Source organism: Shumkonia mesophila (assembly GCF_026163695.1).
Lineage (GTDB): Bacteria > Pseudomonadota > Alphaproteobacteria > Rhodospirillales > Shumkoniaceae > Shumkonia > Shumkonia mesophila.
This window is the reverse complement of record NZ_JAOTID010000011.1, coordinates 51,364-73,647: the sequence shown is the minus strand read 5'-3', so window position 1 is coordinate 73,647 and position 22,284 is coordinate 51,364. Positions and strand designations below refer to the sequence as shown.

The window sequence follows — 22,284 nt, the reverse complement described above, 5'->3', positions numbered from 1 at the left end:
CGGTGATGTCACCGCGCTGTCCGGATGTTTCCGAAGGTCTTATTCGCATTTTTCAAATGCTCAACGTATGAGAGCAATGAAAGTGATACCACCAATGGCCAATCAGCGCATCCCGCGCCTGGCCAAAATAGAATGCCTTTTACGTCAATAATTATCGTTATAAATCAATACGCTAAATGTATTGATTCCACACCATGGCATGACCCCACGATGGCCGGACGTATTTTCCGTATTGCTTTCGTCAATTGCTTTCATATGCTTACAACTATCGGCTTTAGCATAAGCGATCCCACTATTCACTTACATCGAGAGAAGTATGCTTGGGCCGTTCATATGCCTATTCATGAGAAATTCGGGAAACAACCAGATGATCGTGACAACGCCCCCCCCCCGAACTCCCGAAACTGTTTTCGGAACGGGAGTTCGCCGACTACCTCGGCGTTTCCGTCGATACGGTGCGCCGGGAACGCTATCGCGGAAACCTTGGATATCTCCGCATCGGTTTCCGCGTCTTCTACACCGCCGAACACGCCTTGGATTACTTCAACCGCCACGAGGTCCAGCCATGCAGAAGAAACAACCCCAACATCCCGGACAAATCGGCCGCTATTGGCTTTCGCAGAGAGGCAACAGCCCGGCCTGGTGCCGAACCTGGTTCGATCACCATGATCGACAGACACGCCGCGCATCTCTTGGCACAACAGACTTTTCGGAAGCCCAAGTCCGACTCGCCGAATGGGTGACGCGCAATCAGACGCTTCGTCATGAACAGCCGGAAGAGGTCCCCTTGGAAACCGTCCTGGTGCGCTATTACGAGGGCCATGCGAAACACATTCCCAGCCGCGTCCAGGCGGAAATCGCCCTGCGCGGCTGGTCGGACTTCTTTCCCGGCCTGCTGATCAGCGAATTGACACCCGCACGCATCGAGGCCTTCATCCAATCGATGCGGGAGAAGGGCCTGTCGGACGGCTACATCAGCCGCACCCTGTCGACGGGCAAGGCCGCCCTCAATCGCGCCTTCAAACGCCAGGATGTCCTCCGGGTGCCCTACATCCCCTTGCTGCCGAGCGGCCAGCCCAGGGACCGCCGCCTGAGCCCGGAGGAAAGTGCCGCCCTGTTCGACGCCTGCAAGACGGAACACCTGTTTCTGTTCCTCATTCTGGCGTTCTCCACCCTGGCCCGTCCCGCCGCCCTGTTGGAGCTGAAGCGCCAGCAGATCGACTTCGAGAACCGGCTGATCAATCTCAACCAGCCGGGACGGCGGCAGACCAAGAAGTACCGGCCTTCCCTTCCCATGGCCGGAGTCTTGCAGCCCTGGCTGGCGCAGACCAAAGGCGAACAGATCATCGCCTACCACGGCAAACCGATCGCCAGCATCAAGACCGCCTTTGTCGCGGCGCGCAAGGAAGCGGGCCTCGATTCGACGGTAACGCCCTACACCATCCGCCACACCATGGCGACCGAACTGCGCAAACGTGGCGTGCCTCCATGGGAAGTTGCGGGTATGCTGGGCCATCGGAGCGCCGGATACCGTACGACGGAGATCTACGCCAAGTACGATCCCAGCTATCTCGGTCAGGCGGTTACGGCGATCGATTCTTACGTCACCGAGTTGGATGCATTGACGTCCCGCTCATTGATCAACCACTAACCCAGGTGCCGTGCGTGTGAGTTGCGTTCGATTGATGAATAGATTTGGGAATTTTAGTAGGCCTTGAAATGGCGAAACCCCCAGGTTTCCCTGGGGGTTTCGATGGTGGGCGCAGCTGGGATTGAACCAGCGACCCCTACGATGTCAACGTAGTGCTCTCCCGCTGAGCTATGCGCCCTTCCCGGGCAGCCGGCAATAGGGCCGGCCGTGGGGAAGAGGCGTTTTAAACCGGTTCGGGGGAGATTGGCAAGCCCCGCTTGCCGGTTTCGCGCCGGAAGATTAAAACGGCGTCATGCGCGACGAACACCCCCTGCCCCCGGCCGCCGGCGTCGCCCAGGCGGCGCTTCGCATCCGCCCGGCCGATGCCGCCGACATGGCCGCCATCCAGGCCATCTATGCCCACCATGTGCTGACCGGCCTGGCCTCCTTCGAGGAGATGCCGCCCGCCGTCGCCGAGATGGCGGCCCGCCGGCAAAAAGTGATCGGCCGCGGCCTGCCCTACCTGGTGGCCGAGGACGTTCCCGGCGGTGGCGTGCTGGGCTATGCCTATGCTTCGCCCTTCCGCGACCGCGTGGCCTATCGTTTCAGTCTGGAGGATTCGGTCTACGTGGCGCCCGCCGCCGTCGGGCGCGGCGTCGGCAGCGCGCTGTTGGCCGAACTGATCGCCCGCTGCTCGGAACTGGGCTATCGCCAGATGGTGGCGGTGATCGGCGATTCGGCCAACGCCGCCTCCATCGGGCTGCACGCCAAGCTGGGCTTCGAGATGGCTGGGCGGCTGGCCTCGATCGCCTTCAAGTTCGGCCGCTGGGTGGATTCGGTCTACATGCGCCGGCCGCTCGGCCCCGGCGACGACACGCTACCCGCCGCCCCGGGCTGAGACGCCGAGCCTCACAAAAAATTTGGGCCGCGGAAAACCGCGGCCCGAGTTTTGGGAGGAAACGTCCAAGAAAGGCAGCACATGGAAAAACGCTCGAATGACCGTTCCCCACACGCTGCAAACCCTATCTGGGGACGTTGCAATTTGTTTGCAATAGAAGAAACCAAATTTTTTAGTCAGTTTTTTTAACCCCCCTCTCCCGCCCGCTTTCGGCTTGGCACGCCGCTTGCGTCGTCAGCAGCGGGCAAAGGAGAAGCGGGCTTGATCGGATACCCCCTACGCATCGTCATCGCCGGGCTGGCCCTGTGGTCGGCGGCCCCCCTCGCGGCCATCGCCGCGCCGGCGCAATCCATTGACAAGACACGGGAAATCTGCCTTCGCGAGACGCGGGCGGTAGAGCAGGCGATGGGCATTCCCCAACATCTGCTGGGCGCCATCGCGCTGGCTGAGACGGGGCGCTGGGACGACGATGCCCGGGCAAGTTTTGCCTGGCCGTGGACAGTGATGGCCCAGGGCCGCGGGCGTTATTTTCCGACCAAGGCGGAAGCGGTGGCCGAGGTCAGGCGGCTGACGGCCCAGGGCATCACCAACATCGACGTCGGCTGCATGCAGATCAACCTCTACCATCACGGCAAAGCCTTCGCCAACCTGACCGAAGCCCTCGACCCTTCGGCCAACGTCGCCTACGCCGGCGAGTTCCTGAAAGACCTCCATGCCTCCACCGGCTCGTGGACCCAGGCCGCCGCCTACTATCATTCGTCGACGCCCAACCTGAGCGACGCCTACAAGCAGAAGGTGGTGGAGCTGTGGAACCGGACCCGCCGCAACGCCCCCGCCGAAGCCCCGGGCAAGGGACCGGCCGAACGGACCCAGGTGGCCAAGGCGGCCCCGGCCGAGGCCGGCCAGCCTCCGGCCCGCGCCCTGGTTTCCATCGACATGACCCGCACCGCCGAACTCAACGCCCGCCTGCGCATGGCCCGCGCCGACGAGCGGACCGCCGACGCCACCACCCGCCGGCGCCAGGATCTCGACGCCTGGCGGGAAGCCCAGGCGTCGTCGCTGCCGACCCGCCACGTCGCCCTCATGCGCCGGGCCCAGGCCGCCGCCGCGCGCCAGCGCGAGTTGTTGGTGCCGCCGGAAGCGCACGTCGAAAGCTTCGCCAACCGCCGGCACGACCAGCTGCGCCGCTGGCGGCTGTCCAACCCCGAACCCGACGACGCCTCGTGAAAGGACGACCGCGGCCGGCCTGTGGTCAATCGGCAAATTTTTCGGTAAGGACTTCCTCGATGACGTAGCCGTTCTCGGCCGGATAGCGGCTGGCCAACTTGGCCCGCGCCTCCTGCGGGGAGTTCGCCTTGATTTCGATGTAGTGGGTGTCGGCCCAGGCGTCGGAGAGATTGCGATGCCGGCGTCCCTCGGCGACCAGCTTGCGGACCTCCTGATTGTAGATGGCAATCTCGTAGGTTTTCATCGCAACCCCCGTACCTCCTTGGGCTACCCGGCGACAAGGGGCGCGGATTATGCCTCTCCTCGCGGCCAAGCACCACCGCAATTCGCAACCCCAACCGATGGCGCCGGCAACGACGGCCGCCCCTTGCGCCCAATCCGAAGTATAGCCGAGAACGCCGCCCTCCCAAACCGGCCGTTCACGGTTCCGCCGGAGCCCGCCGGCGGTCACAACGCCAGCGGGAAAAACCCCGGGGGGTGGTTTTTCCGATTTCCGGGAACGTGATATACTCGATTTCTGTTGGGGGGGTGTCGGTTACGATACAATCCCGCGGTCGGCGGGTGGTTGGGCGTGAACGCCGACGCCCGGGACGGGAGGGGTTCTTTCTGGCTTGACCGTTCGGCCAAGAAACAAACAGCGGGCAGAGGAGTGGCGTTTTGGGCCGTCTTGTCGTGGTGTCGAACCGGGTCAGCGTGGCAACCGACCGAAAGGCTCAAGCCGGCGGCTTGGCCGTGGCCCTGCAAGATGCCCTCCAGCAGAAAGGCGGCGTGTGGTTCGGGTGGAGCGGCAAGGTGGCGACGCGTCCCGACCCCGAGCCGGTGATCCGGCAGGACAGGAAGGTCACCTACGCCACCATCGACCTGTCGCGCAAGCACTACGCCGAATACTACAACGGGTTCGCCAATCGCGCCCTGTGGCCGCTGTTCCACTACCGGCTCGACCTCACCGCCTTCAGCAAGCAGAACTATTCCAGCTATCTCGAAGTCAACAAGCTGTTCGTCGGCCATCTGCTTCCGCTCCTCAAGCCCGACGACCTGATCTGGGTCCACGACTATCACCTGATTCCCCTGGGCCAGGAGCTTCGCCAGGCTGGCATCGACCGCCCCATGGGATTCTTCCTGCACACCCCCTTTCCGGCCATGGAGATCCTGACCGCGCTGCCGTCGCATCGGGCCATCGTCCAGGCGCTGTGCGCCTATGACCTGGTCGGCTTCCATACCGAGAACGACCTGCGCGCCTTCCTCGACTACATCGTTCACGAGGCCGAGGGCGGCATCATGGGCAACCACCTGATCCGGGCCTTCGGCCGCACGCTGCGGGTGGAGATCTTCCCCATCGGCATCGACACCGAGGACTTCGAAAAGCTGGGCGCCCGTTCGGCCAAGACGAAAAAGGCCGCCCTTCTGCACAACCTGCCCAGCGACCGCACGTGGCTGATCGGGGTCGACCGCCTGGACTACAGCAAGGGGCTGGTGGAGCGGTTGCGCGCCTTCGAGCGTTTCCTGGAACGCTATCCCGACTACCACGGCAAGGTGACGCTGGTGCAGATTGCCCCGCTGTCGCGGACCGAGGTCCCGGAATACATGGACATCCAGCACGAACTGGCGGCCGAAATCGGGCAACTCAACGGCCGGTTCGCCGACTTCGACTGGGTCCCCATCAACTACCTGAACCGTAGCTTCAAGCGCGATCAACTGGTGGAATTCTATCGCGGCAGCCGAATCGGCCTGATCACCCCCCTGCGCGACGGCATGAACCTGGTGGCCAAGGAATACGTCGCCGCCCAGGACTCGGACGATCCCGGCGTGCTGGTGCTGTCGCGCTTCGCCGGGGCGGCACGCGAACTGCCCGAGGCGCTGATCGTCAACCCGTTCGATCTGGACGGCGTCGCCGATGCCATCCGCCGGGCCATGACCATGCCGCTGGAGGAACGCAAGGAGCGCTGGAAAGCCATGATCGAGACGCTTCGGGTCAACACCCTCACCCGGTGGCGCGAGAGCTTCCTCGAAGCCCTCGGCCAGGCTCCCTACGAATGACCGCCCCGACCGCCCTGGTTGCCGACATCGGCGGCACCAACGCCCGTTTCGCCCTGGTCGGCAAGGATGGCGGCGTCGGCGATTTGCGCGTGCTGGCCTGCCGCGACTACGCCGACCCGGCGGCAGCGGCCGAAGCCTATCTGGCCCAGGTGCGCCCCCCGGCACCCCCCCGGCGCGCCGCCTTTGGGGTGGCGTCGGCGGTTTCCGGCGACAGGGTGGAACTGACCAACTCGGCGTGGTCGTTCTCGATCGAGGAAACCCGCCGCCGCCTCGGCCTCGATTCCCTCAACGTGGTCAACGACATGGTGGCCCTGGCCCTGGCCCTGCCGCACCTCGACGACACCCAGCGGGCCGCCATCGGCGACGGCCAGGCGATCCCCGGCGCGGCGATGGCGGCGGTGGCGCCCGGTACCGGCCTGGGGGTCGGCGCGCTGAGTCCGCACGGGGCAAGCTGGGCCCCCGTCGCCTCGGAGGGCGGGCACGCGCCGTTGGCCGTGCGCGACGACCACGAGGCGGCGATCCTGGCCATTCTGCGCCGGCGCTTCGGTCACGTTTCGGCCGAGCGCGTGCTGTCGGGGCCGGGCCTGGTCAATCTTTACCAGGCGCTGTGCGAGCTGGACGGCGTCCCCGCCAACCCGGAGACGACGCCGGCCGACGTCACCGAGCGCGGCGGCCGCGGCGACTGCCCGCAATGCAGCGAAGCGGTGCGGCTGTTCTCGGCCATGCTGGGGGGGTTCGCCGGCGGCATGGCCCTGGTCTTTTGCGCGCAGGGCGGCGTCTTCGTCGGCGGCGGCGTGGTCCGCCACCTGGGCACCGCCTTCGACGGCGCCGCCTTCCGCCGCCGCTTCGTCGACATGGGCCGCTTCACCGACTATCTGGCGGCGATCCCTACCTATCTCGTCACCCACCCGACGCCGGCCCTGCTCGGCCTCGCCCACGCGGTATAAGGCCGCACCCCCGCTTGTGGGGTGGCGAGGCGCGGAAAATCGTGCTATCCCGGCCGGCGCCAAGATCATCCATCCCTTTCCCATCCTTGCGCCGGCGTCCAGACGGGCTTATCTGGCACTCCGAGTGCAACGATAACGTTTATGGGCAGGAGCTCCATGGAAAGCGTCCTCTTTTCACCCCTCCGCTTGCGCGGCCTGACGCTGAAGAATCGCGTCGTCGTCGCCCCCATGTGCCAGTACAGCGCCATCGACGGCACGGCCAACGACTGGCACCTGATGCACATGGGGCAGTTCGCGGTGTCCGGCAACGGGCTGTTCATCACGGAAGCCACCGCGGTGACCGCCGAGGGCCGCATCAGCGACCGCTGCCTGGGGCTTTATTCCGACGACCACGAGCGGGCGCTTGCCCGCATCGTCGCCTTCTGCAAGGAGTGGGGCAACACGCCCATCGGCATCCAGTTGGCCCATGCCGGCCGCAAAGCCTCCAGCAGCGCGCCGGGAACCGGCCTGCCGCCGGGGCCGCTGCGCCAAGGCGGCTGGCAGACGGTGGCCCCCTCGGCCGTGCCCTTCGCCGCCGATTGGCCGGCGCCCCAAGCCCTCGACGCGGCGGGACTCGACGGGGTGCGGAAGGCCTTCGTCGAGGCCGCCCGGCGGGCCGAGCGCATCGGCTTCGACCTGATCGAACTGCACGCCGCCCACGGCTATCTGCTGCACCAGTTCCTGTCGCCGCTCAGCAACCGGCGGACGGATGCCTACGGCGGCTCGCTGGAAAACCGCCTGCGCTTCCCGCTGGAGGTCTTCGAGGCGGTGCGCGCCGTCTGGCCGGCCGGGAAACCCCTGGGCGTGCGGGTGTCGGCCACCGACTGGGTGGACGGCGGTTGGTCCGTCGATGAAACCGTCGCCCTGGCCCACGCGCTGAAGGCGCGGGGCTGCGACTTCATTCATGTGTCGAGCGGCGGCTCCTCGCCGGACGCCATCATCGCCGGCGGCCCCGGCTACCAAGTCCCGTTCGCCGCGCGGATCAAAAAGGAAACCGGGCTCGCCGTCATGGCCGTCGGCCTGATCACCGATGCCCTCCAGGCCGAAACCATCGTGCGGACGGAACAGGCCGACATGGTGGCGCTGGCCCGGGCCATGCTGTTCAATCCGCGTTGGACTTGGCAGGCCGCCGCCGAGCTGGGCGCCGAAGCCACCTATCCGTACGAGTATGCGCGGGCCCACCCGTCGTTCCGCGGCCTGGCGCATCCGCCAGGCAAGCCCGCCGCCAAGCCGAAAGGGTAGGCGAACCATGGCCGCCGCGCAGCGTCGCGGCACCGCCTCGCTGCTGGCCATCCTCATCGCGGCCACCGCGCTGGGGCCGTTGTCGCTCAATATCTTCATCCCCTCGATACCGGGGCTGCAAACCACCTTCGCCGCCGACTACGGCACGGTGCAGCTGGTCCTGACGCTCTATCTGGTCGGGCTGGCCGGGGCGCAACTGGTGCACGGCCCGCTGTCCGACCGTTTCGGCCGTCGGCCGGTCATGCTGGGCGGGCTGGCGCTCCATCTGGTGGGCTCGGCGGCCTGCCTGGCGGCGCCGAGCATCGGCTGGCTGATCGCCGGACGGATCGTGCAAGCCATCGGCGGCTGCGTCGGCATGGTGCTCGGACGGGCCATCGTCAGGGACCTGTTCGACCGCGAGCGCACCGCCAGCATCCTCGCCTACATCACCATGGCGATGATGGTCGCCCCCATGCTGTCGCCCACCATCGGCGGCTTCCTCGACGTCTGGTTCGGCTGGCGCTCGTCCTTCGCCTTCGTGCTGGGCCTCGGCGCCCTGCTGGCGGCGGCCACCTGGAAATGGCTTCCCGAAACGCTGGCCCAGCCGGCCGAGGGCGGCAGCTTCCACACCATCCTTCCCGATTTCGGGCGGCTTCTGCGCCAGCGGATTTTCTGCGGCTACAGCCTGCAGATCGCCTCGACCGCGCTGACTTTCATGGCCTTCCTGGGCAGCGCCCCTTACGTCACCGTGCGCCTGCTCGACCGGCCACCCAGCGACTACGGACTCTACTTCATCCCCATCGCCGGGGCCTACATCGTCGCCAATTTCGCGGCGGCGCGCATCTCGCCCCGCGTCGGCATCGATCGCATGATCACCCTGGGCGTGCTCATCACGGTGGCGGGCTCCGTGGCGGGCGTCGCCCTCCATCTCGCCGGCCAGCTCTCGATGTGGACCGTCTTCGGTCCGATGACGCTGATCGCCTTCGGCCACGGATTCTGCCTGCCCACCGGCTTTGCCGGTGCGGTCAGCGTCGACCCCAGATTGGCCGGTGCGGCGGCCGGGCTGTCGGGATTCCTGCAGATGGCGACGGGCGCCGCCGCCTCGTTCGTCGTCGGCAGCCTGATGACGACGAGCGCGGCGCCGATGGTTGCGGCGGTGCTGATCGGCACCCTTTGCGCCACCGCCGCCCATGTCGGTGGCGTGCTGATGGCCAAACGCCCGGACGACCCCCCGGCCGCCTGATCGCCCGGTCCGGCGGCTACCGCCCGCCGACCTTGAGCGTGTAGTCCGTCTTGGGATCGGCCCAGTCGGAATTGGGCGTCATGGCGTACCAGTCGGGGCGCACCGGATCGCGGTCGTACGGATAGCCGCCCAGTTCGCGATAGAGCTCGGCATAGATGGCCAGCTTGTCGCGATCCAACTCGACGCCCAGACCGGGGCCGGTGGGGACGCGCACCTTGCCGCCCTTATAGGGCATCGGGCCGCCGACGATGATGTCGTCGGCCAGGTGGTGGTAGTGGGCGTCGGCCGCGTAGGTCAGGTTGGGCAGCACCGCGCCCAGATGCAGCATGGTGGCGAGTTGGATGCCCAGTTCGCCCGAGGAATGTACGGCGACGCCCAGTTGGAACGTTTCGCAGACGCCGGCCGCCTTGACGCAGGGCCGGATGCCGCCCCAGAAGGTGGTATCGAGCAGGATGACGTCGATGGCGGGGTCGAGCACGTTGGAGGACAGCTGCTCGAAGTTGACCACCACGGTGTTGGTGGCGGTGGGGATGTTCACCGCCTCGCGCACGCGGCGCATGCCGTTCAGGCCCCAGGTGGGGTCCTCGAAATAGTCGTTGTTGAGCCCCTCGATGGCGTGGCCGAAACGAATGGCTTCCTCCACCGAGAAGGCGGCGTTGGGATCAAAGCGCACCTTGTCCTTGGGAAACGCCTCGGCCAGCGCGGTATAGCAGTCGAGCTCGTGGTCGGGGGCGAAGACGCCGCCCTTCAGCTTGTGGCTGGTGAAGCCGCAGGTCTTCTTGAGGTCGCGGGCATAGCCAACCAGTTGCTCGGGCGTGCGCACGTCGACGGCGGGCCGTCCCGCCACCGGATAGGTGTAGAACAGGTAGCTGGCGAACTCGACCTCGTCGCGCAGCTTGCCACCCAGCAGGTTATAGACGGGCACCCCCAACGCCTTGCCGACGATATCGAGGCAGGCGAATTCGAGGGCCGCCAGCAGTTGGGTGCGGTTGTTGTAAAGGCTGGCCGTCGGGTTGGCGATCTTCCAGCGCAGCGCCTCCAGGTCGAAGGGGTTGTGCCCCTTGAGATACGGCAACAGGCCGCGGAACATCGCCTCGGCGCTTTCGCCGCCGCCGCCCATCTCGCCCAGCCCGATCAGGCCCTGGTCGGTTTCGACCTCGACGACGGTGCGCACGAACCGCCCCCAATGGCAGCCGTTGGAATGGCGCAGCGCCGCCTTGAGCGGCACTGTCACGGTGGTCGGCCGGATGTCGACGATTCGCAATTCGTCCATCGCTTTTCCTTCTTTCAGGCTCGAATACTTGACGCTCAGTCGTCGGCGAAGAGGTGCGGCATTTCCCGCTGGAACCGCTCCAGGACGCCGAGGATTTCCGAAAGATGCAGACGCAGTGCCGTCTCCGCCGCCGGCAGGTTTTCCGTGGCGATCGCGGTGGCGATGGCTTCGTGCTGGCCGATCAGGTGGAACAGCGGCGAGGCCTTGGGCAGGCTCAGATAGCGCACCCGGTCCATTTGCCCTTTTTCGCCCTCGATCACCCGCCAGGCCCGGTCGCGGCCGACGGCGGTAGCCATCGTCTTGTGGAAGGCCTCGTCATGGGTCAGGAAGCGGTCGAAGTCCTCGTCCTCGGCGGCGCTCTTCTGAAGGGCGATCAATTCCCGCAACCGCTGCGCCAGATCCGGCACCGGCTTCAGACAGGCCTGGCGAACCACCGCCACTTCCAGGGCTTCGCGCACGAACTGGGCGTCGCGCACGGCGCGCGGCGAGATCTTGACGACGAAGGTGCCGCGTTGCGGCAGCACCTCGATCAGGCCGGTTCCGGCCAGCTTGATGAAAGCCTCGCGGACCGGCGTGCGGCTGACCCCCAGCTGGACCGCCACCTCGTTCTCGGACAGCGGCTGGCCGATGCCGATCTTCAAGCTGACGATGGCCTGGCGCAGCACCTCGAACACCTGCGGCGTGGTCGGCAGACGCCGATCGATCTTGGCCGACAGCGCTTCTGCGGTCATGGCGTCCCCTGCAAATGAAGCCCTCGACATCCCCTCCTCCTTTCCTACATCAGCGCATTGGGGAGGAACAGGACGACGTCTGGGATGAAGACGAGGATGGCGACGACGATGACGATGGTGAAGACGAAGGGCAGCGATTCGGCGACGTACTCGTGGGTCGAGCACTTGAGCAGGCCGCAGACGGTGAACATGGCGACGCCGACGGGGGGCGTCATGGAGCCCATGGTGACGAGCGACATCATGAGGATGCCGAAGTGCACCGGATCGATGCCGATGTGGGTGATGACCGGCACGAAGATGGGGGTGAGCAGCAGCACCAGCACGGTGCTTTCGACGAACATGCCGGAGACCACCAGGAAGCCCAGGATCATGAACAGGATGACGGTGGGGTTGTCGGAAAGGCCGACCATGAAGGACGACATCTTCTGCGGCACCTGGTCGAAGATGATGGCGTAGCCCAGCATCGAGGACAGCATGATGATGAGCATGATCATGCCGATGTCGCCGACGCTCTGTTCCAAGACCTTCCAGATCGCCTGCCAGGTCATCTCGCGATAGACGAAGATGCCGATGACCAGGGCATAGAGCACGCAGAACGCCCCGGCTTCCGAAGGCGTGAAGATGCCGAAGCGGATGCCGACGATCAGGAACACCGGAAACAGGATCGCCCATTTGGCGTCGTTGAGGCCCTTCAGGACCTCGCGCCCCTTGGGGATCTCCTTGAGCTCCGGCTGATAGCCGCGCTTCTTGGCGATCAGCCAGGCGGTGATCATCAGAAAGACCGTCATCATCAGGCCGGGGACGATGCCGGCGATGAACAGCCGGCCGATCGAGACGTTCCCCACGTAGCCGTAAAGGATGAGCCCGATGCTGGGCGGGATGGTCGCCGTGATCAGCGAGCCCAGCGCGATGACGCCGGCCGTATAGCCTTTCGAAAAGCCGCGCTCGATCATGGTCGGCCCGAGGATGCGCGCCTCCATGGCGGCGTCGGCCACCGCGGCGCCCGAGACGCCGCCCATGATGGCGCTCAAGAGAATGCAGACGTGGGCCAGGCCGCCGGCGATCCAGCCGGTGCACAGCGTCGAGAACTTGATCAGGCGCGGCGTGATGCCGGTGACGTTCATCAGGTTGCCGGCCAGCACGAAGAACGGCACCGCCAGCAGCGGGAACGACTGCGTCGCCCCGGCAATGCGCTGCACCGCCACCGAGATCGGCACGAAGTCCGACTGGATGAAGAACAGCAGGCTGGGCAGGCCGATGGCGAACGCCGCCGGCATGCCGGTCAGCAGGAAGAACAGGAACAGGCCGACGATCATCGTCATGACCGGGCCCCCTTGGCGCGTTCCATCCGATCCTCGGCGAGCATCGCGATCATCCGCCCCAGGACGGAGCAGAACAGCAGGGCCGAGCCGACCGGCACGGCGGCGGTCACCCAGGCGTAGCTGATCGGCGTGTCGCTGAACTGCCGCTCGACGTTGAGCCGCGTCAGGTCATAGCCGAACCACACCATGGCGGCCAGGAAGGCCTCGATCAGCAGGAAATGGGCCAGCATCACCCAGCGGCGGAACCGCGCCGGCATGTGGATCAGCAGCAGATCGACCCCCACGTGCTGGTCCCGGCGCATCGTCTGGTTGGCCCCCAGAACGCAGATCCACACAAACAGAAGCTGCGCCATGTCCACCGACCAGATGATCGGATGCCCGTACCAGCGGCCCAGCGAGGCCACCACAACCAAAACCACGCAGACCCCCAGGAGGACGCGCGAAATCGCCTCCTCGGCCTTGCGGTAAATCTCCACCATGCCAGTCTCCGGACGCCGACGTATTTAAGGAAGTTCGAGTCTTTGGGGGGGCAGGCCCGACGGGGAGGTCGAACCGCCGAGCCCACACACCCCGCGACGTTAGCGTCCGAGAACGCCGTCGACCTGCTTCTTCAGGTCGTTCAGCTCGAGCTTGTCATAGACGACCCTGGAGGCGTCCTTGAAGGGCTTGAGGTCGGGTTGCAGGAAGGTGACGCCGGCCGCTTGCATCTTCTTCTTATAATCGGCCAGGGAGTCGATGGTCCCGTAGGACGCCTTGTCCCCCGCCTTCAGCGCTTCCTCGCGGATCGCCGTGCGGTACTTCTCGGGCAGCGAATCGAACCACTTGGCGCCGGCCACCAGGCCGGTGATGAGGAAGAAGTGGGAGGTTTCGCTGATGTTCTTCGCCACTTCGTAGAGCCGCGAGCCGTAAATGGCCGGAAGCTGGGCCTCGGCCCCGTCGATGACCTTCTGCTGGAGGGCCGAATACACTTCGGTCCAGCCCATCGGGGTCGGCGTGGCGCCAATGGCGCGGATGGTCTCCATCCATACCGGGGCGCCCGGCGTGCGCATGCGGATGCCGGCCAGGTCGGCCGGAACCTTGATCGGCTTGTTGGTCATCAGGTGGCGCGAGCCCTGATACCAGTTGAACGACAGGATCTGATGCCCCGACGCCTTGCGGAGCTTCTCCACCCATCCTTCGAACATCGGCGAGGTCACCACCTTGCGGGCTTCCTCGTAGGTATCGACGACATAGGGGGCGGCGAGAATGCCAAGTTCCTTGGTGAACACGGCCAGACGGCCGCCGTCGACGATGACCGCCACGTTGGCGCCGGCCCGGGCCTGCTCCAGCACGTCCTCGTCCTTGCCCAGCTGCGAGCCGGGGAACAGGCGAATTTCGACATCGCCGTTGGTCGCCTTGGCGACGCCCTGCTGGAAGGATTCCAGGCCTTTGTAGGTGGGGTCGTCGGTGGTGAGCGCGGTATTGACGCCAAGCGTGAAGCTGGCGGCGAAGACGCCGCCGGCGGAAAGCAGCGTGGAAACGGTTGCCAGTGCAACCGCCTTGGTAAAGGTCTTCATGAAGCCTCCTCGTCTTTTCGGGGCCCCGGACAGAGGAAATGCGGCCGTTTGCCCGCCCCCTCTTCCGTTGCCGATGTGATCCAACCCGGTCGGGCCAGGCGGACGCGCGCCGCCGCTAACCCGCTGTCGCATGGTTCGTCCATGCCGGTGGCACACTACCATACAAGTATACATTGATCAAGGCGGTTGCGACGGGACTCCCCGCCAGCCGGCAAACCCCCTATGTTGTCGGAAGGGAAACGGGGGACCATGCGCACGCGCTTCTTTTTGGGCCTGCTGGCGGTCGCCGCCTTGATCCTGGGCCCGATCTGGCTGTGGGCGGCCTTCGATCTCGAAGGCACCCCCTGGGGACGCTGGATGGGCCTGCCCATTTTCGCCGGCCTCGGACTGGGGGGCTATTTTCTATGGGGCATCGTCGTGCGCGCCCTGCTGGGCCGCGAGGGCGAGTGACCCGGCTGCATTGGAGAAGACGAATGAGGACGCTGATCAAGAACGGACGGATCGTCACCGCCGCCGACGATTATATGGCCGACATCCTTATCGAGGACGGCCGCATCGCCGCCATCGGCCATAACCTGGCCGCCGAAAACGGTCTGGAAACCCATGACGCGAGCGGTCTCCTGGTCCTGCCCGGCGGCGTCGACGTCCACACCCATCTCGACTCCGAGTCGGCCACATCCCATACGGTCGACACCTTCGCTTCCGGCGGCAAGGCGGCCGCCTTCGGCGGCACCACGACGGTCGTCGACTTCTGCAACCAGATCCGCGGCGGCAGCCTGCCAGCCAGCCTCGAGGCGTGGCGCAAGCGGGCCGCGTGCACGCCCATCGACGTCGGCGCCCACATGATCATCGTCGATTTCGGCCCCTCCACCGCCGCCGAGATGGAACGGCTGATGACCGAAGAAGGCGTCACCAGCTTCAAGCTGTTCACCGCCTATCCCGGCGCCCTGATGGTCGACGACGGCACGCTGTTGCAGGCGATGCGCGCGGCCGGCCGCCACGGCGGGCAGATCAGCGTCCATTGCGAGAACGGCCACATCATCCAGATGCTGGTCGCAGAGGCCGTCGCCGCCGGCAACCTGGCGCCCCGCCACCACATGCTGACCCGCCCGCCGGTGGCCGAGGGCGAGGCGACCCAGCGGGTGATCGCCCTGGCCGAGGTGACCGGCACGCCGCTTTACATCGTCCACCTGTCGGCCCGCCAATCCCTGGAGGCGGTCGCCGGGGCCCGGCGGCGGGGATTAGCCGTCCATGCCGAGACCTGCACGCACTATCTTTTCCTCACCGACGCCGAATACGACCGGCCCGGTTTCGAGGGCGCCAAGGTCATCATGAGCCCGCCCTTGCGCGCCGCCGAGCACGTCGAGGCGCTGTGGCGGGGCATCGCGGCCGGTGATCTGTCGGCGGTGTCCACCGACCACTGCCCCTACACCTTCGCCGCCGAACCCTATGGGGCGAAACACTCCAAGCGGGCGGGCGGCGAGGCCTTTCACAAGGTGCCCAACGGCGCCCCAGGGATCGAGGAGCGCCTGCACGTCCTCTACAGCGGCGGCGTCGCCGCCGGCCGCATCTCGCCCAGCCGCTTCGTCGATCTCACCGCCACCGCGCCGGCCAAGCTGTTCGGCCTCTACCCGAAGAAGGGCACCATCGCCGTCGGCTCGGACGCCGACCTCGTGCTGCTCGACCCCGAGGAGCGCTGGACGATCCGCGCCGCCGACGGCCACGGCCGCATGGACTACACGCTGTTCGAGGGCTTCGCGGCGACCGGGCGCATCAAGAAGGTGTTCCTGCGCGGGGCGATGATCGTCGAGGGCGAAACCTGGCACGGCCGCGAGGGCGGCGGCCAGTTCATCGCCCGCGGGCCGTCGGGACGGATGTGACGGAAGCGACGCCTATTCCCCGCCCAACGCCCGCCTGACCTCGTCCATGGCGGCGCCGAAAGCGCGCCAGTCGCCGCGCTTCATCGCGGCGTCGGCCCGCCCCACGGCGTCGCGGGCGCGCTCCAACGCGTCGCCGCCGGGGGACGCCGGGTCCATCTCCTCCGGCTCGCCGGTGTCCGCCCTCTCGGCCGCCCTGTCCGAACGCTTGGCGCCGAAGACGGCGGCCAGCGCCTCGTCGAGGCTCGGTTCCATGGCGACACGGCCGTTATAGGCGACGATGACCCGCTTGAGCTGCGGCACGTCGCTGGTTTCGGCGATCAGGTAGACCGGCTCGACGTAAAGGACGGCGTGATTGACCGGGATCACCATGATGTTGCCGCGAATCACCCGCGAGCCGCGCTGGTCCCACAGGCTGCGCTGCCGGGCGATCACGGTGTCCTGGTCGATCAGCGCCTCGATCTGCAACGGGCCATAGATCAGCCGCTCCTTGGGAAACTTGTAGACGACGAGGTCGCCATAGCCGGGAAAATCGGCGCGCGCCGCCATCCAGGCGATCATGTTGTCCTTGTCGTACGGGGTCAGCGGGATCATCAGCAGGAACTGCAGCTGGGCTTCGCCGGGCAGGCGCATCAGGATGTAATAGGGCAGCATCGGCCCCAGCTTGCCGCCGTATTTCTCGTTGGCCAGCGCCCACAGGTCCTCGTTGTTGTAGAAGACCTGCGGGTTCTGCATGTGGTAGCGCCTGTACTTGCGCACCTGCATCGAGAACAGGTCCTGCGGATAGCGCAGGTGGGCCTTGAGGTCGGGCGTGATGGCCGAAAGCGGCTTGAAAAGGCCGGGGAACGCCGCCCGATAGGCGCGAAGGATCGGATCGGCCTCGTCGGCGACGTAAAAATCGACGCTGCCCTCGTAGGCGTCGATCACCACCTTCACCGAATTGCGGATGTAGTTGACGCCGGTATCCCGGGAATCCGAATAGGGAAAGGTGCGGGACATCGTATAGGCGTCCTGGATCCAGTAGAGCCTGCCGTCGCTGAGCACCAGGTAGGGATCGGCATCGAGCGCCAGGAAGGGGGCGATCTTGGCCACCCGTTCGGCCACCCGCCGCCACAGCAGGATGCGGCTTTCCGGCGTCACGTAGGACGAGATCAGGATGTTGACGTCGAAACGGTTCCAGGCGAACAGCAGGCGCCGCCACCATGACGACAGCGGCACGCCACCCGTTCCTTGGTAGCGGGCATAGACGTTGTCGTCGCCACGCGGATAGTCGAATTCCTCGATCCCGGTGTTGACCACGCGATAGCCGCCCATCGCCTCGCCGAAATAGATGGCCGGGCGGTCGACCCTGAGCCCCCCCGAGGCCGCCGGCGGCAGGTCCTTGACCACCAGCTTGGGCAGCCCCTCGCCAGCGGCATCCTCGTGCGCCGCCAGGCTCATCGCCAGGCCATAGCCGTGGGTGTACTGGAGGATGCGGTTGACCCAGGTGTTGGACTGGCCGGGCAGCCGGTCGCCCAACTCGCGCGCCGCCAGCAGCACCTGGCGCAGCCGGCCGTCGATCGCATAGCGATCGACGTCGATGTTGTAGAATTCGTAGTAGAGGCGGATCTCCTGCATCTGCCGGTAGGTCTGATGCAAGGGCCGCCAATCCCACAGGCGGATGTTGTCGAGCGTATCGGTATTGGCCAGGGCTTCGTCATAGGTCAGCTCGGTCACCGCCGGATAGGATCGCTCCTCCACCCTCTCCAGGCCGAACCCCAGGCGGGTGAAGGCGATGTTGTGGCGCAGGTAGGGCGACTCCATCTCCAGCTCGTTGGGCTTGACGACGAACTGCTGGAACAGGGCCGGCAGCGCCAGAAGGACGACCGCGGCGATCAGTGCGTAGCTGCCGATGCCCAGCAGCGGCCATTGCATCCGGTTCCTCGCCGCCCCCGCCAGGATGACGGCGACGAGGGCGACCGACGCCCCCGCCATGACGGCCAGGACCGGCAGCACGACGGTGACGTCGGTATAGCCGGGGCCGAACACGGTGCCGCCGGATTCATGGAGCAGGTGGAAGCGGTCGAGATAGTAGCCGCCGCCCCAGGCCAGGAAGAACGGCGCCGCGTTGGCGGCAAGGTTGCGCAAGAGCCGCCGCCGCACCCTTTCGTCCAGCGTCTTCCATGCCCGCAGAAAATCGTATTGGTGATAGGCGAGAAGATGGACGCCAAGCCCGATGACGCTCACCCCGACCAGGATGCTCTGACAGTCTTCGAGAAACGGCAGGGTGAAGACATAGAACCCGGCCTCGCGCCCCAGCACCGGCTCGCTGCGGCCGAAGGGCTGGGCGAAGCGCAGGCGCAGGAAGTCGTCCCACGTTCCAGCGACGATCATGGCCACCACCACGGCGCCCAGAAACGGGACCACGACGGCGGCCGTCCCCGCCACCCAATCCGGCATCTGGCCGGCGGCCATCCTGGGCGTCCACGGCCCGCCCCCTGCGGCCTGGCCCCCAGCGACGGCGCGGCGCACCGCCCGGGCGTTGGCCCAGAAATACAGGAACACCGGCAGCAGGGCGGCGAGGAACAGGCCGACCTGGGTCAGCCGGATGCGCCAGAAGACCTCGACATAGCCGCGCTCGCGCATCCACAGCCACTCGACGGTCCAGCCAAGCAGCCCGATGACCAGAAGCAGGGAGAGGAGCAGGACGGCAGCGACAAGCCAGACACCGGGGCCGCGTCGCAAGGATATCGGCATGGTCACCCTCCCGGAACGCTCGGGCGCTCCCTCGGCCGGAACCAGTGGACAGTGCGGATCGCCCGGGAATCCTAGCATATCCGCGCCCCCCGTGCCACGACGCCGGACTGGCGCCGACAGCCCGGCCGAGAGCCACGGCGAACGGCTTTCGGGGGGCAACCGCAGCCGGGACGGCACCGAATTCCGGCTGAAGCTGCCGCCGGTCAGGACAGAGGCAACGGCGGCCGTCTGACGCCGACGGCGGGTGGCGCGCTTATTCGGCGACGCCGCGGGCGACGGCGGAGTCCCCCTCCAGCACCTGGGCCAGGCGGGCCCGGCGAGGATACATCACCACCGCCGCCACCAGGCAGAGCACGCCACCCAGCGCCACCGGCGGTCCAAATCCCCAATATTCCGCCAGCCACCCCATGACGAAGGCGCCGATCGCCGGGCCGCCCCGGAAGGTGATGCCCCAAATGCCGAGGACGCGCCCGCGCATGTGGCGGGCCACCGCCGTCTGGATGAGCGTCTGGGTGCCGGTGCCGTTGACGACCATGGCACCGCCCGCGGCCGCCATCAGCAGGGCGCCGAGCCAGAACCATCCGGTCAGGGCGAAGGCGGCGCTGAACAGCCCGGTGACGGCGAAACTGCCGAGCGTAATGGCGGTCAGTCCCTTGACCCCGCCCCGCTGGGCCAGCCACAGGCCGGCGACGATGGCACCGATGCCGACCGCCGAGGTCAGGATCGCCAGGCCGCCCGCCCCGCGCCCGAAAACGGCGTCGGCGAATCCCGGCAGCAGTTCGAAGACCGGCCTCGCAAACAGCGCCCCGATGACGGCCAGCATCAGCATCGGGCCGATGGCGGCGTGGCTGAAGGCATAGCGTGCGCCCTCGGCGAGGTCGGCCATCATGCCGTGCCGCGGCGCCGGTTCCTGGGCCGCCAGGCGGACCCGCCAGAAGGTGGCGGCGGAGATGACGTGGCCGACGGCGGCCAGCGCGAAGGTGACGAAGGTGCCGGCCGAGGTGATCAGCACGCCGGCGATGGCCGGCCCGACGAAGCGCGCGAGGTTGAAGACGACGGAGTTGATGGCGACCGCCGAGCCCAGATGCTCGGGCCTGACCAGGCTGGACACGATGGCCAGGCGGGCCGGCTGCTGGATGCCGGTGACGGTGCCGCCGAACAGCGTGAGCGCGAACACCATCTCGATGGTCGCCACCCCGGCAAACACGAGGACGGCCAGGGCCACCGCCTGCATGGCGGTCAGTACCCGGCAGACGATGATGATGCGTTGCTGGTTGAGGCGGTCGGCGAAAACGCCGGCGAAGGGGCCGACCAGGACGACCGGAAACAGATCGGCGAAGGCCACGGCGCCCAGCCAGAACCCCGACTGGGTCAGGTCCCAGGCCAGCCAGCCCACCGCCAGCCGCTGCACCCACAGGCCGATCAGGGAAACCGAGTTGCCGGCCGTGAACACGGCAAAGGCGCGGTTCGAGAACACGCCGAGGATGATCGACGAGCGGGTAAGCAGATGTCCCATACCGACGTTTAAGTCCGGTTGCGCGCCACCCCGGCCTTCCGCTTCCACCGAAGATGGGAGAGGCGGCGGCTGCCGGCGGCGCCAGAGCGAAGGAGCGTCGGTCCTTACTTAATCCTCTCGCCGTAAGCCCGCAACACGATGTCGATGACGCGGGTGGCGCGGATGCCGGTTTCCCCGGTGCTGGGGCACTGGCCGCGCCCCAGCAGGTGGTCGACCGCCGTCTGGATGAGCGGCTGATGGACGTGCGGCGGAAAGCCGATGGCGAACTCCTGGACCCCGCCGGCGGTGGTGACGACGATCGGATGGGGCGCGTAGAACGAGAACGCGACCTCGCCCTCGGTGCCGACGATGCGGGTCTGCTCGAAGGCGCGATGCGCCGTGAAGCACCATTCGCCGCTGCCCAGCACGCCGTTCTCGAAGGTGAAGGCGGCGCTGACCAGATCCTCGGCCGCGTAGAGGCCGGCCCGGTTGGCCGCGAAGCCGGCCACCTCGGCGACGGGCCCGAACAGATAGTCCAGGAAGTCGAGGGCGTGACAGCCGATGTCGACGAAAATGCCGCCGCCGCCCACCGTCGGATCGACCCGCCAGTTGAGCGCGCCGCCGGGGCCGGGCTGGGCGGGACGCTCGAAGTGGCTGATGTGCACGGTGCGGGGGGCGCCGATGGTGCCCTCGTCGAGCACCTGCTTCACTTTGAGGAAATGCGGCATGGCCCGCCGGTAATAGGCGACGAAAAGGGGAACGCCGGCGGCCCGGAAAGCCTCGACGATCACCGCCCCTTCCTCGTAGTGCGTAGCGATCGGCTTCTCGACCAGGGCCGGCTTGCCGGCCGCCGCACACATCAATGCATAGTCGGAATGGGCATTGGGCGGTGTCGCGATGTAGACGGCGTCCACCTCGGGATGGCCGATCAGTTCGGCCGCGTCGTCGGTCCACCGGGCGACGCCGTGGCGCCTTGCGTAGTCGCGGGCCAGATCGCCGTTGCGCCGCATGACCATGGTCAGCTCGCTATCCCTGGCCTTCTGGAAGCCGGGGCCGCTCTTGATCTCGGTCACGTCGCCGCAGCCGACGATCCCCCACCGCACCTTCTTCATGGTCTTTGCCTGCCTCTCATCTTCCCGACTTAGGCGTTGATCGCGAAACCGCCATCCACATTGAGCGAATGGCCGGTGATGTAGGAAGCCCCCTCGGAGGCCAGGAAAACGGCCACCGATGCCACCTCGCGGGGGTCCGCCCAGCGCCGGAGCGGAGTCCGCGACTCCACCCAGGTGGTGATTTCCGAATTGTCCTGCATGATCTGGGTCATGTCGGTGCGCGTGAACCCCGGGCAGATGGCGTTGCAGGTGATCCCGTGCTCGCCCAGTTCGACGGCCAGCGCCTTGGTGAGGGCGGCGGCGCCGCCCTTGGAGGCGACATAGGCGGCGATGCCGGGCCGGGCGATTTGTCCCATCATCGAGGCGACGGCGATGATGCGGCCGCTGCGTTGGCGGATCATCGGGCGCGCCGCTTCGCGCGCCAGGATGAAGTAGGAATTGAGGTTGACATCGAGAACGCGCTGGAAATCGGCGGTCGCGAATTCGGTCAGGGGGACGCGATGGTTGATGCCGGCGTTGGCGACGGCAATGTCGAGGTGGCCGTGGCGCTCGACGGTTTGCTCGACGGCGCGCACGATGCCCGCCTCGTCGCCGACGTCGAAGGCCGCCGCCGATCCCGCCAGGCCTTCGGCCGCCAACTCGGCGACACGCGCCTCCAGCGCCTTGGGGTCGCGACCGTTGATCACGACGTGGGCGCCGGCCGCCGCCAAGGCGTGGCTGATCGCCCAGCCGATCCCGCGCGATCCCCCGGTCACCAGGGCCACCTTGCCCGTCAGCCCGAACGGCATCTCCATTCTCTTCTCTCCTTCCGCCTTTTCGGCATTTCCTTGCGGGGCATCCGTTGCGGTGCCCTCGCCACGCGCTGTTTTCGGGAATGACGGCAAAATTGGCAACAATTTTGTTGCCCACCAGTGTGGAAGTTCGGTGGAACTCGCTCCTG

General features: G+C 66.7%; 19 protein-coding genes and 1 tRNA gene. 9 read left to right on the top strand and 11 right to left on the bottom strand.

The features are described from left to right. Positions 1 to 787: 787 nt before the first annotated feature. On the top strand, positions 788 to 1,651 hold the full coding sequence (locus tag ODR01_RS17210; RefSeq protein ID WP_316978928.1) for a tyrosine-type recombinase/integrase: 864 nt from the start codon (positions 788 to 790) through the stop codon (positions 1,649 to 1,651). A gap of 103 nt (positions 1,652 to 1,754) precedes the next feature. Here the strand turns inward: ODR01_RS17210 and ODR01_RS17205 are convergent. Then, positions 1,755 to 1,829 (bottom strand) — tRNA-Val (locus ODR01_RS17205). 114 nt (positions 1,830 to 1,943) lie between these two features. Between ODR01_RS17205 and ODR01_RS17200 the strand changes: the two genes are divergently transcribed. Beyond that, positions 1,944 to 2,528, top strand: coding sequence for a GNAT family N-acetyltransferase (locus ODR01_RS17200; protein WP_316978927.1), 585 nt, complete (start codon positions 1,944 to 1,946; stop codon positions 2,526 to 2,528). Between the two features lie 261 nt (positions 2,529 to 2,789). Beyond that, positions 2,790 to 3,755 carry a transglycosylase SLT domain-containing protein gene (locus ODR01_RS17195; protein ID WP_316978926.1) on the top strand — a complete coding sequence of 322 codons (966 nt, stop codon included), beginning with the start codon at positions 2,790 to 2,792 and terminating at the stop codon, positions 3,753 to 3,755. A gap of 25 nt (positions 3,756 to 3,780) precedes the next feature. On the opposite strand, the gene ODR01_RS17190 is transcribed toward ODR01_RS17195, so the two are convergent. Further along, positions 3,781 to 3,999, bottom strand: coding sequence for a hypothetical protein (locus ODR01_RS17190; RefSeq protein WP_316978925.1), 219 nt, complete (start codon positions 3,997 to 3,999; stop codon positions 3,781 to 3,783). A gap of 413 nt (positions 4,000 to 4,412) precedes the next feature. Between ODR01_RS17190 and otsA the strand changes: the two genes are divergently transcribed. The 4 genes from otsA (at position 4,413) to ODR01_RS17170 (ending at position 9,242) form a co-directional block, all read left to right on the top strand. After that, positions 4,413 to 5,792 carry an alpha,alpha-trehalose-phosphate synthase (UDP-forming) gene (gene otsA / locus ODR01_RS17185; RefSeq protein ID WP_316978924.1) on the top strand — a complete coding sequence of 460 codons (1,380 nt, stop codon included), beginning with the start codon at positions 4,413 to 4,415 and terminating at the stop codon, positions 5,790 to 5,792. Continuing rightward, on the top strand, positions 5,789 to 6,739 hold the full coding sequence (glk, locus tag ODR01_RS17180) for a glucokinase (RefSeq protein WP_316978923.1): 951 nt from the start codon (positions 5,789 to 5,791) through the stop codon (positions 6,737 to 6,739). Before otsA ends, glk begins: the two co-directional genes overlap by 4 nt. Before the next feature lie 156 nt (positions 6,740 to 6,895). Beyond that, positions 6,896 to 8,020: an NADH:flavin oxidoreductase/NADH oxidase gene (locus ODR01_RS17175; RefSeq protein ID WP_316978922.1), complete on the top strand. Its 1,125-nt coding sequence runs from the start codon at positions 6,896 to 6,898 to the stop codon at positions 8,018 to 8,020. 7 nt (positions 8,021 to 8,027) lie between these two features. Beyond that, entirely contained in the window at positions 8,028 to 9,242 is a 1,215-nt protein-coding gene (locus tag ODR01_RS17170) for a multidrug effflux MFS transporter (RefSeq protein WP_316978921.1), read from the top strand. Positions 9,243 to 9,258: 16 nt separating this feature from the next. Here the strand turns inward: ODR01_RS17170 and ODR01_RS17165 are convergent, their stop codons facing one another. From ODR01_RS17165 to ODR01_RS17145, 5 genes are all read right to left on the bottom strand, one after another. Further along, complete coding sequence (locus ODR01_RS17165) at positions 9,259 to 10,515, bottom strand: enolase C-terminal domain-like protein (protein ID WP_316978920.1); 1,257 nt, start codon at positions 10,513 to 10,515, stop codon at positions 9,259 to 9,261. Between the two features lie 35 nt (positions 10,516 to 10,550). Next, positions 10,551 to 11,246, bottom strand: coding sequence for a GntR family transcriptional regulator (locus ODR01_RS17160; RefSeq protein ID WP_316978919.1), 696 nt, complete (start codon positions 11,244 to 11,246; stop codon positions 10,551 to 10,553). A gap of 44 nt (positions 11,247 to 11,290) precedes the next feature. Further along, positions 11,291 to 12,568 carry a TRAP transporter large permease gene (locus tag ODR01_RS17155; protein WP_316978918.1) on the bottom strand — a complete coding sequence of 426 codons (1,278 nt, stop codon included), beginning with the start codon at positions 12,566 to 12,568 and terminating at the stop codon, positions 11,291 to 11,293. Further along, on the bottom strand, positions 12,565 to 13,047 hold the full coding sequence (locus tag ODR01_RS17150) for a TRAP transporter small permease (protein WP_316978917.1): 483 nt from the start codon (positions 13,045 to 13,047) through the stop codon (positions 12,565 to 12,567). The genes ODR01_RS17155 and ODR01_RS17150 overlap by 4 nt, the downstream gene beginning before the upstream one ends. A gap of 99 nt (positions 13,048 to 13,146) precedes the next feature. After that, complete coding sequence (locus ODR01_RS17145; RefSeq protein ID WP_316978916.1) at positions 13,147 to 14,124, bottom strand: C4-dicarboxylate TRAP transporter substrate-binding protein; 978 nt, start codon at positions 14,122 to 14,124, stop codon at positions 13,147 to 13,149. A gap of 249 nt (positions 14,125 to 14,373) precedes the next feature. Here ODR01_RS17145 and ODR01_RS17140 point away from each other — a divergent pair, with 249 nt between their 5' ends. Further along, positions 14,374 to 14,574, top strand: a complete 201-nt coding sequence (locus ODR01_RS17140) for a hypothetical protein (RefSeq protein ID WP_316978915.1) — start codon at positions 14,374 to 14,376, stop codon at positions 14,572 to 14,574. A 23-nt stretch (positions 14,575 to 14,597) separates the two neighbouring features. Beyond that, positions 14,598 to 16,004, top strand: a complete 1,407-nt coding sequence (hydA, locus tag ODR01_RS17135; RefSeq protein WP_316978914.1) for a dihydropyrimidinase — start codon at positions 14,598 to 14,600, stop codon at positions 16,002 to 16,004. Positions 16,005 to 16,016: 12 nt separating this feature from the next. On the opposite strand, the gene ODR01_RS17130 is transcribed toward hydA, so the two are convergent. From ODR01_RS17130 to ODR01_RS17115, 4 genes are all read right to left on the bottom strand, one after another. Next, entirely contained in the window at positions 16,017 to 18,737 is a 2,721-nt protein-coding gene (locus ODR01_RS17130) for a UPF0182 family membrane protein (protein WP_316978913.1), read from the bottom strand. 253 nt (positions 18,738 to 18,990) lie between these two features. Next, on the bottom strand, positions 18,991 to 20,253 hold the full coding sequence (locus tag ODR01_RS17125) for an MFS transporter (protein ID WP_316978912.1): 1,263 nt from the start codon (positions 20,251 to 20,253) through the stop codon (positions 18,991 to 18,993). Between the two features lie 104 nt (positions 20,254 to 20,357). After that, positions 20,358 to 21,344, bottom strand: a complete 987-nt coding sequence (locus tag ODR01_RS17120) for a Gfo/Idh/MocA family protein (RefSeq protein ID WP_316978911.1) — start codon at positions 21,342 to 21,344, stop codon at positions 20,358 to 20,360. A 29-nt stretch (positions 21,345 to 21,373) separates the two neighbouring features. Beyond that, positions 21,374 to 22,138, bottom strand: coding sequence for an SDR family NAD(P)-dependent oxidoreductase (locus ODR01_RS17115; protein ID WP_316978910.1), 765 nt, complete (start codon positions 22,136 to 22,138; stop codon positions 21,374 to 21,376). Positions 22,139 to 22,284: the final 146 nt, after the last annotated feature.

Bases quoted from the DNA above. Each gene is read 5' to 3' on its own strand.
- ODR01_RS17165 (WP_316978920.1), bottom strand. From the start codon at position 10,515: ATGGACGAATTGCGAATCGTCGACATCCGGCCGACCACCGTGACAGTG.
- ODR01_RS17175 (WP_316978922.1), top strand. From the start codon at position 6,896: ATGGAAAGCGTCCTCTTTTCACCCCTCCGCTTGCGCGGCCTGACGCTG.
- hydA (WP_316978914.1), top strand. From the start codon at position 14,598: ATGAGGACGCTGATCAAGAACGGACGGATCGTCACCGCCGCCGACGAT.
- glk (WP_316978923.1), top strand. From the start codon at position 5,789: ATGACCGCCCCGACCGCCCTGGTTGCCGACATCGGCGGCACCAACGCC.
- ODR01_RS17120 (WP_316978911.1), bottom strand. From the start codon at position 21,344: ATGAAGAAGGTGCGGTGGGGGATCGTCGGCTGCGGCGACGTGACCGAG.
- ODR01_RS17170 (WP_316978921.1), top strand. From the start codon at position 8,028: ATGGCCGCCGCGCAGCGTCGCGGCACCGCCTCGCTGCTGGCCATCCTC.
- ODR01_RS17140 (WP_316978915.1), top strand. From the start codon at position 14,374: ATGCGCACGCGCTTCTTTTTGGGCCTGCTGGCGGTCGCCGCCTTGATC.
- ODR01_RS17200 (WP_316978927.1), top strand. From the start codon at position 1,944: ATGCGCGACGAACACCCCCTGCCCCCGGCCGCCGGCGTCGCCCAGGCG.
- ODR01_RS17160 (WP_316978919.1), bottom strand. From the start codon at position 11,246: ATGACCGCAGAAGCGCTGTCGGCCAAGATCGATCGGCGTCTGCCGACC.
- ODR01_RS17145 (WP_316978916.1), bottom strand. From the start codon at position 14,124: ATGAAGACCTTTACCAAGGCGGTTGCACTGGCAACCGTTTCCACGCTG.
- ODR01_RS17130 (WP_316978913.1), bottom strand. From the start codon at position 18,737: ATGCCGATATCCTTGCGACGCGGCCCCGGTGTCTGGCTTGTCGCTGCC.
- ODR01_RS17155 (WP_316978918.1), bottom strand. From the start codon at position 12,568: ATGACGATGATCGTCGGCCTGTTCCTGTTCTTCCTGCTGACCGGCATG.
- ODR01_RS17115 (WP_316978910.1), bottom strand. From the start codon at position 22,138: ATGGAGATGCCGTTCGGGCTGACGGGCAAGGTGGCCCTGGTGACCGGG.
- ODR01_RS17150 (WP_316978917.1), bottom strand. From the start codon at position 13,047: ATGGTGGAGATTTACCGCAAGGCCGAGGAGGCGATTTCGCGCGTCCTC.
- ODR01_RS17190 (WP_316978925.1), bottom strand. From the start codon at position 3,999: ATGAAAACCTACGAGATTGCCATCTACAATCAGGAGGTCCGCAAGCTG.
- ODR01_RS17125 (WP_316978912.1), bottom strand. From the start codon at position 20,253: ATGGGACATCTGCTTACCCGCTCGTCGATCATCCTCGGCGTGTTCTCG.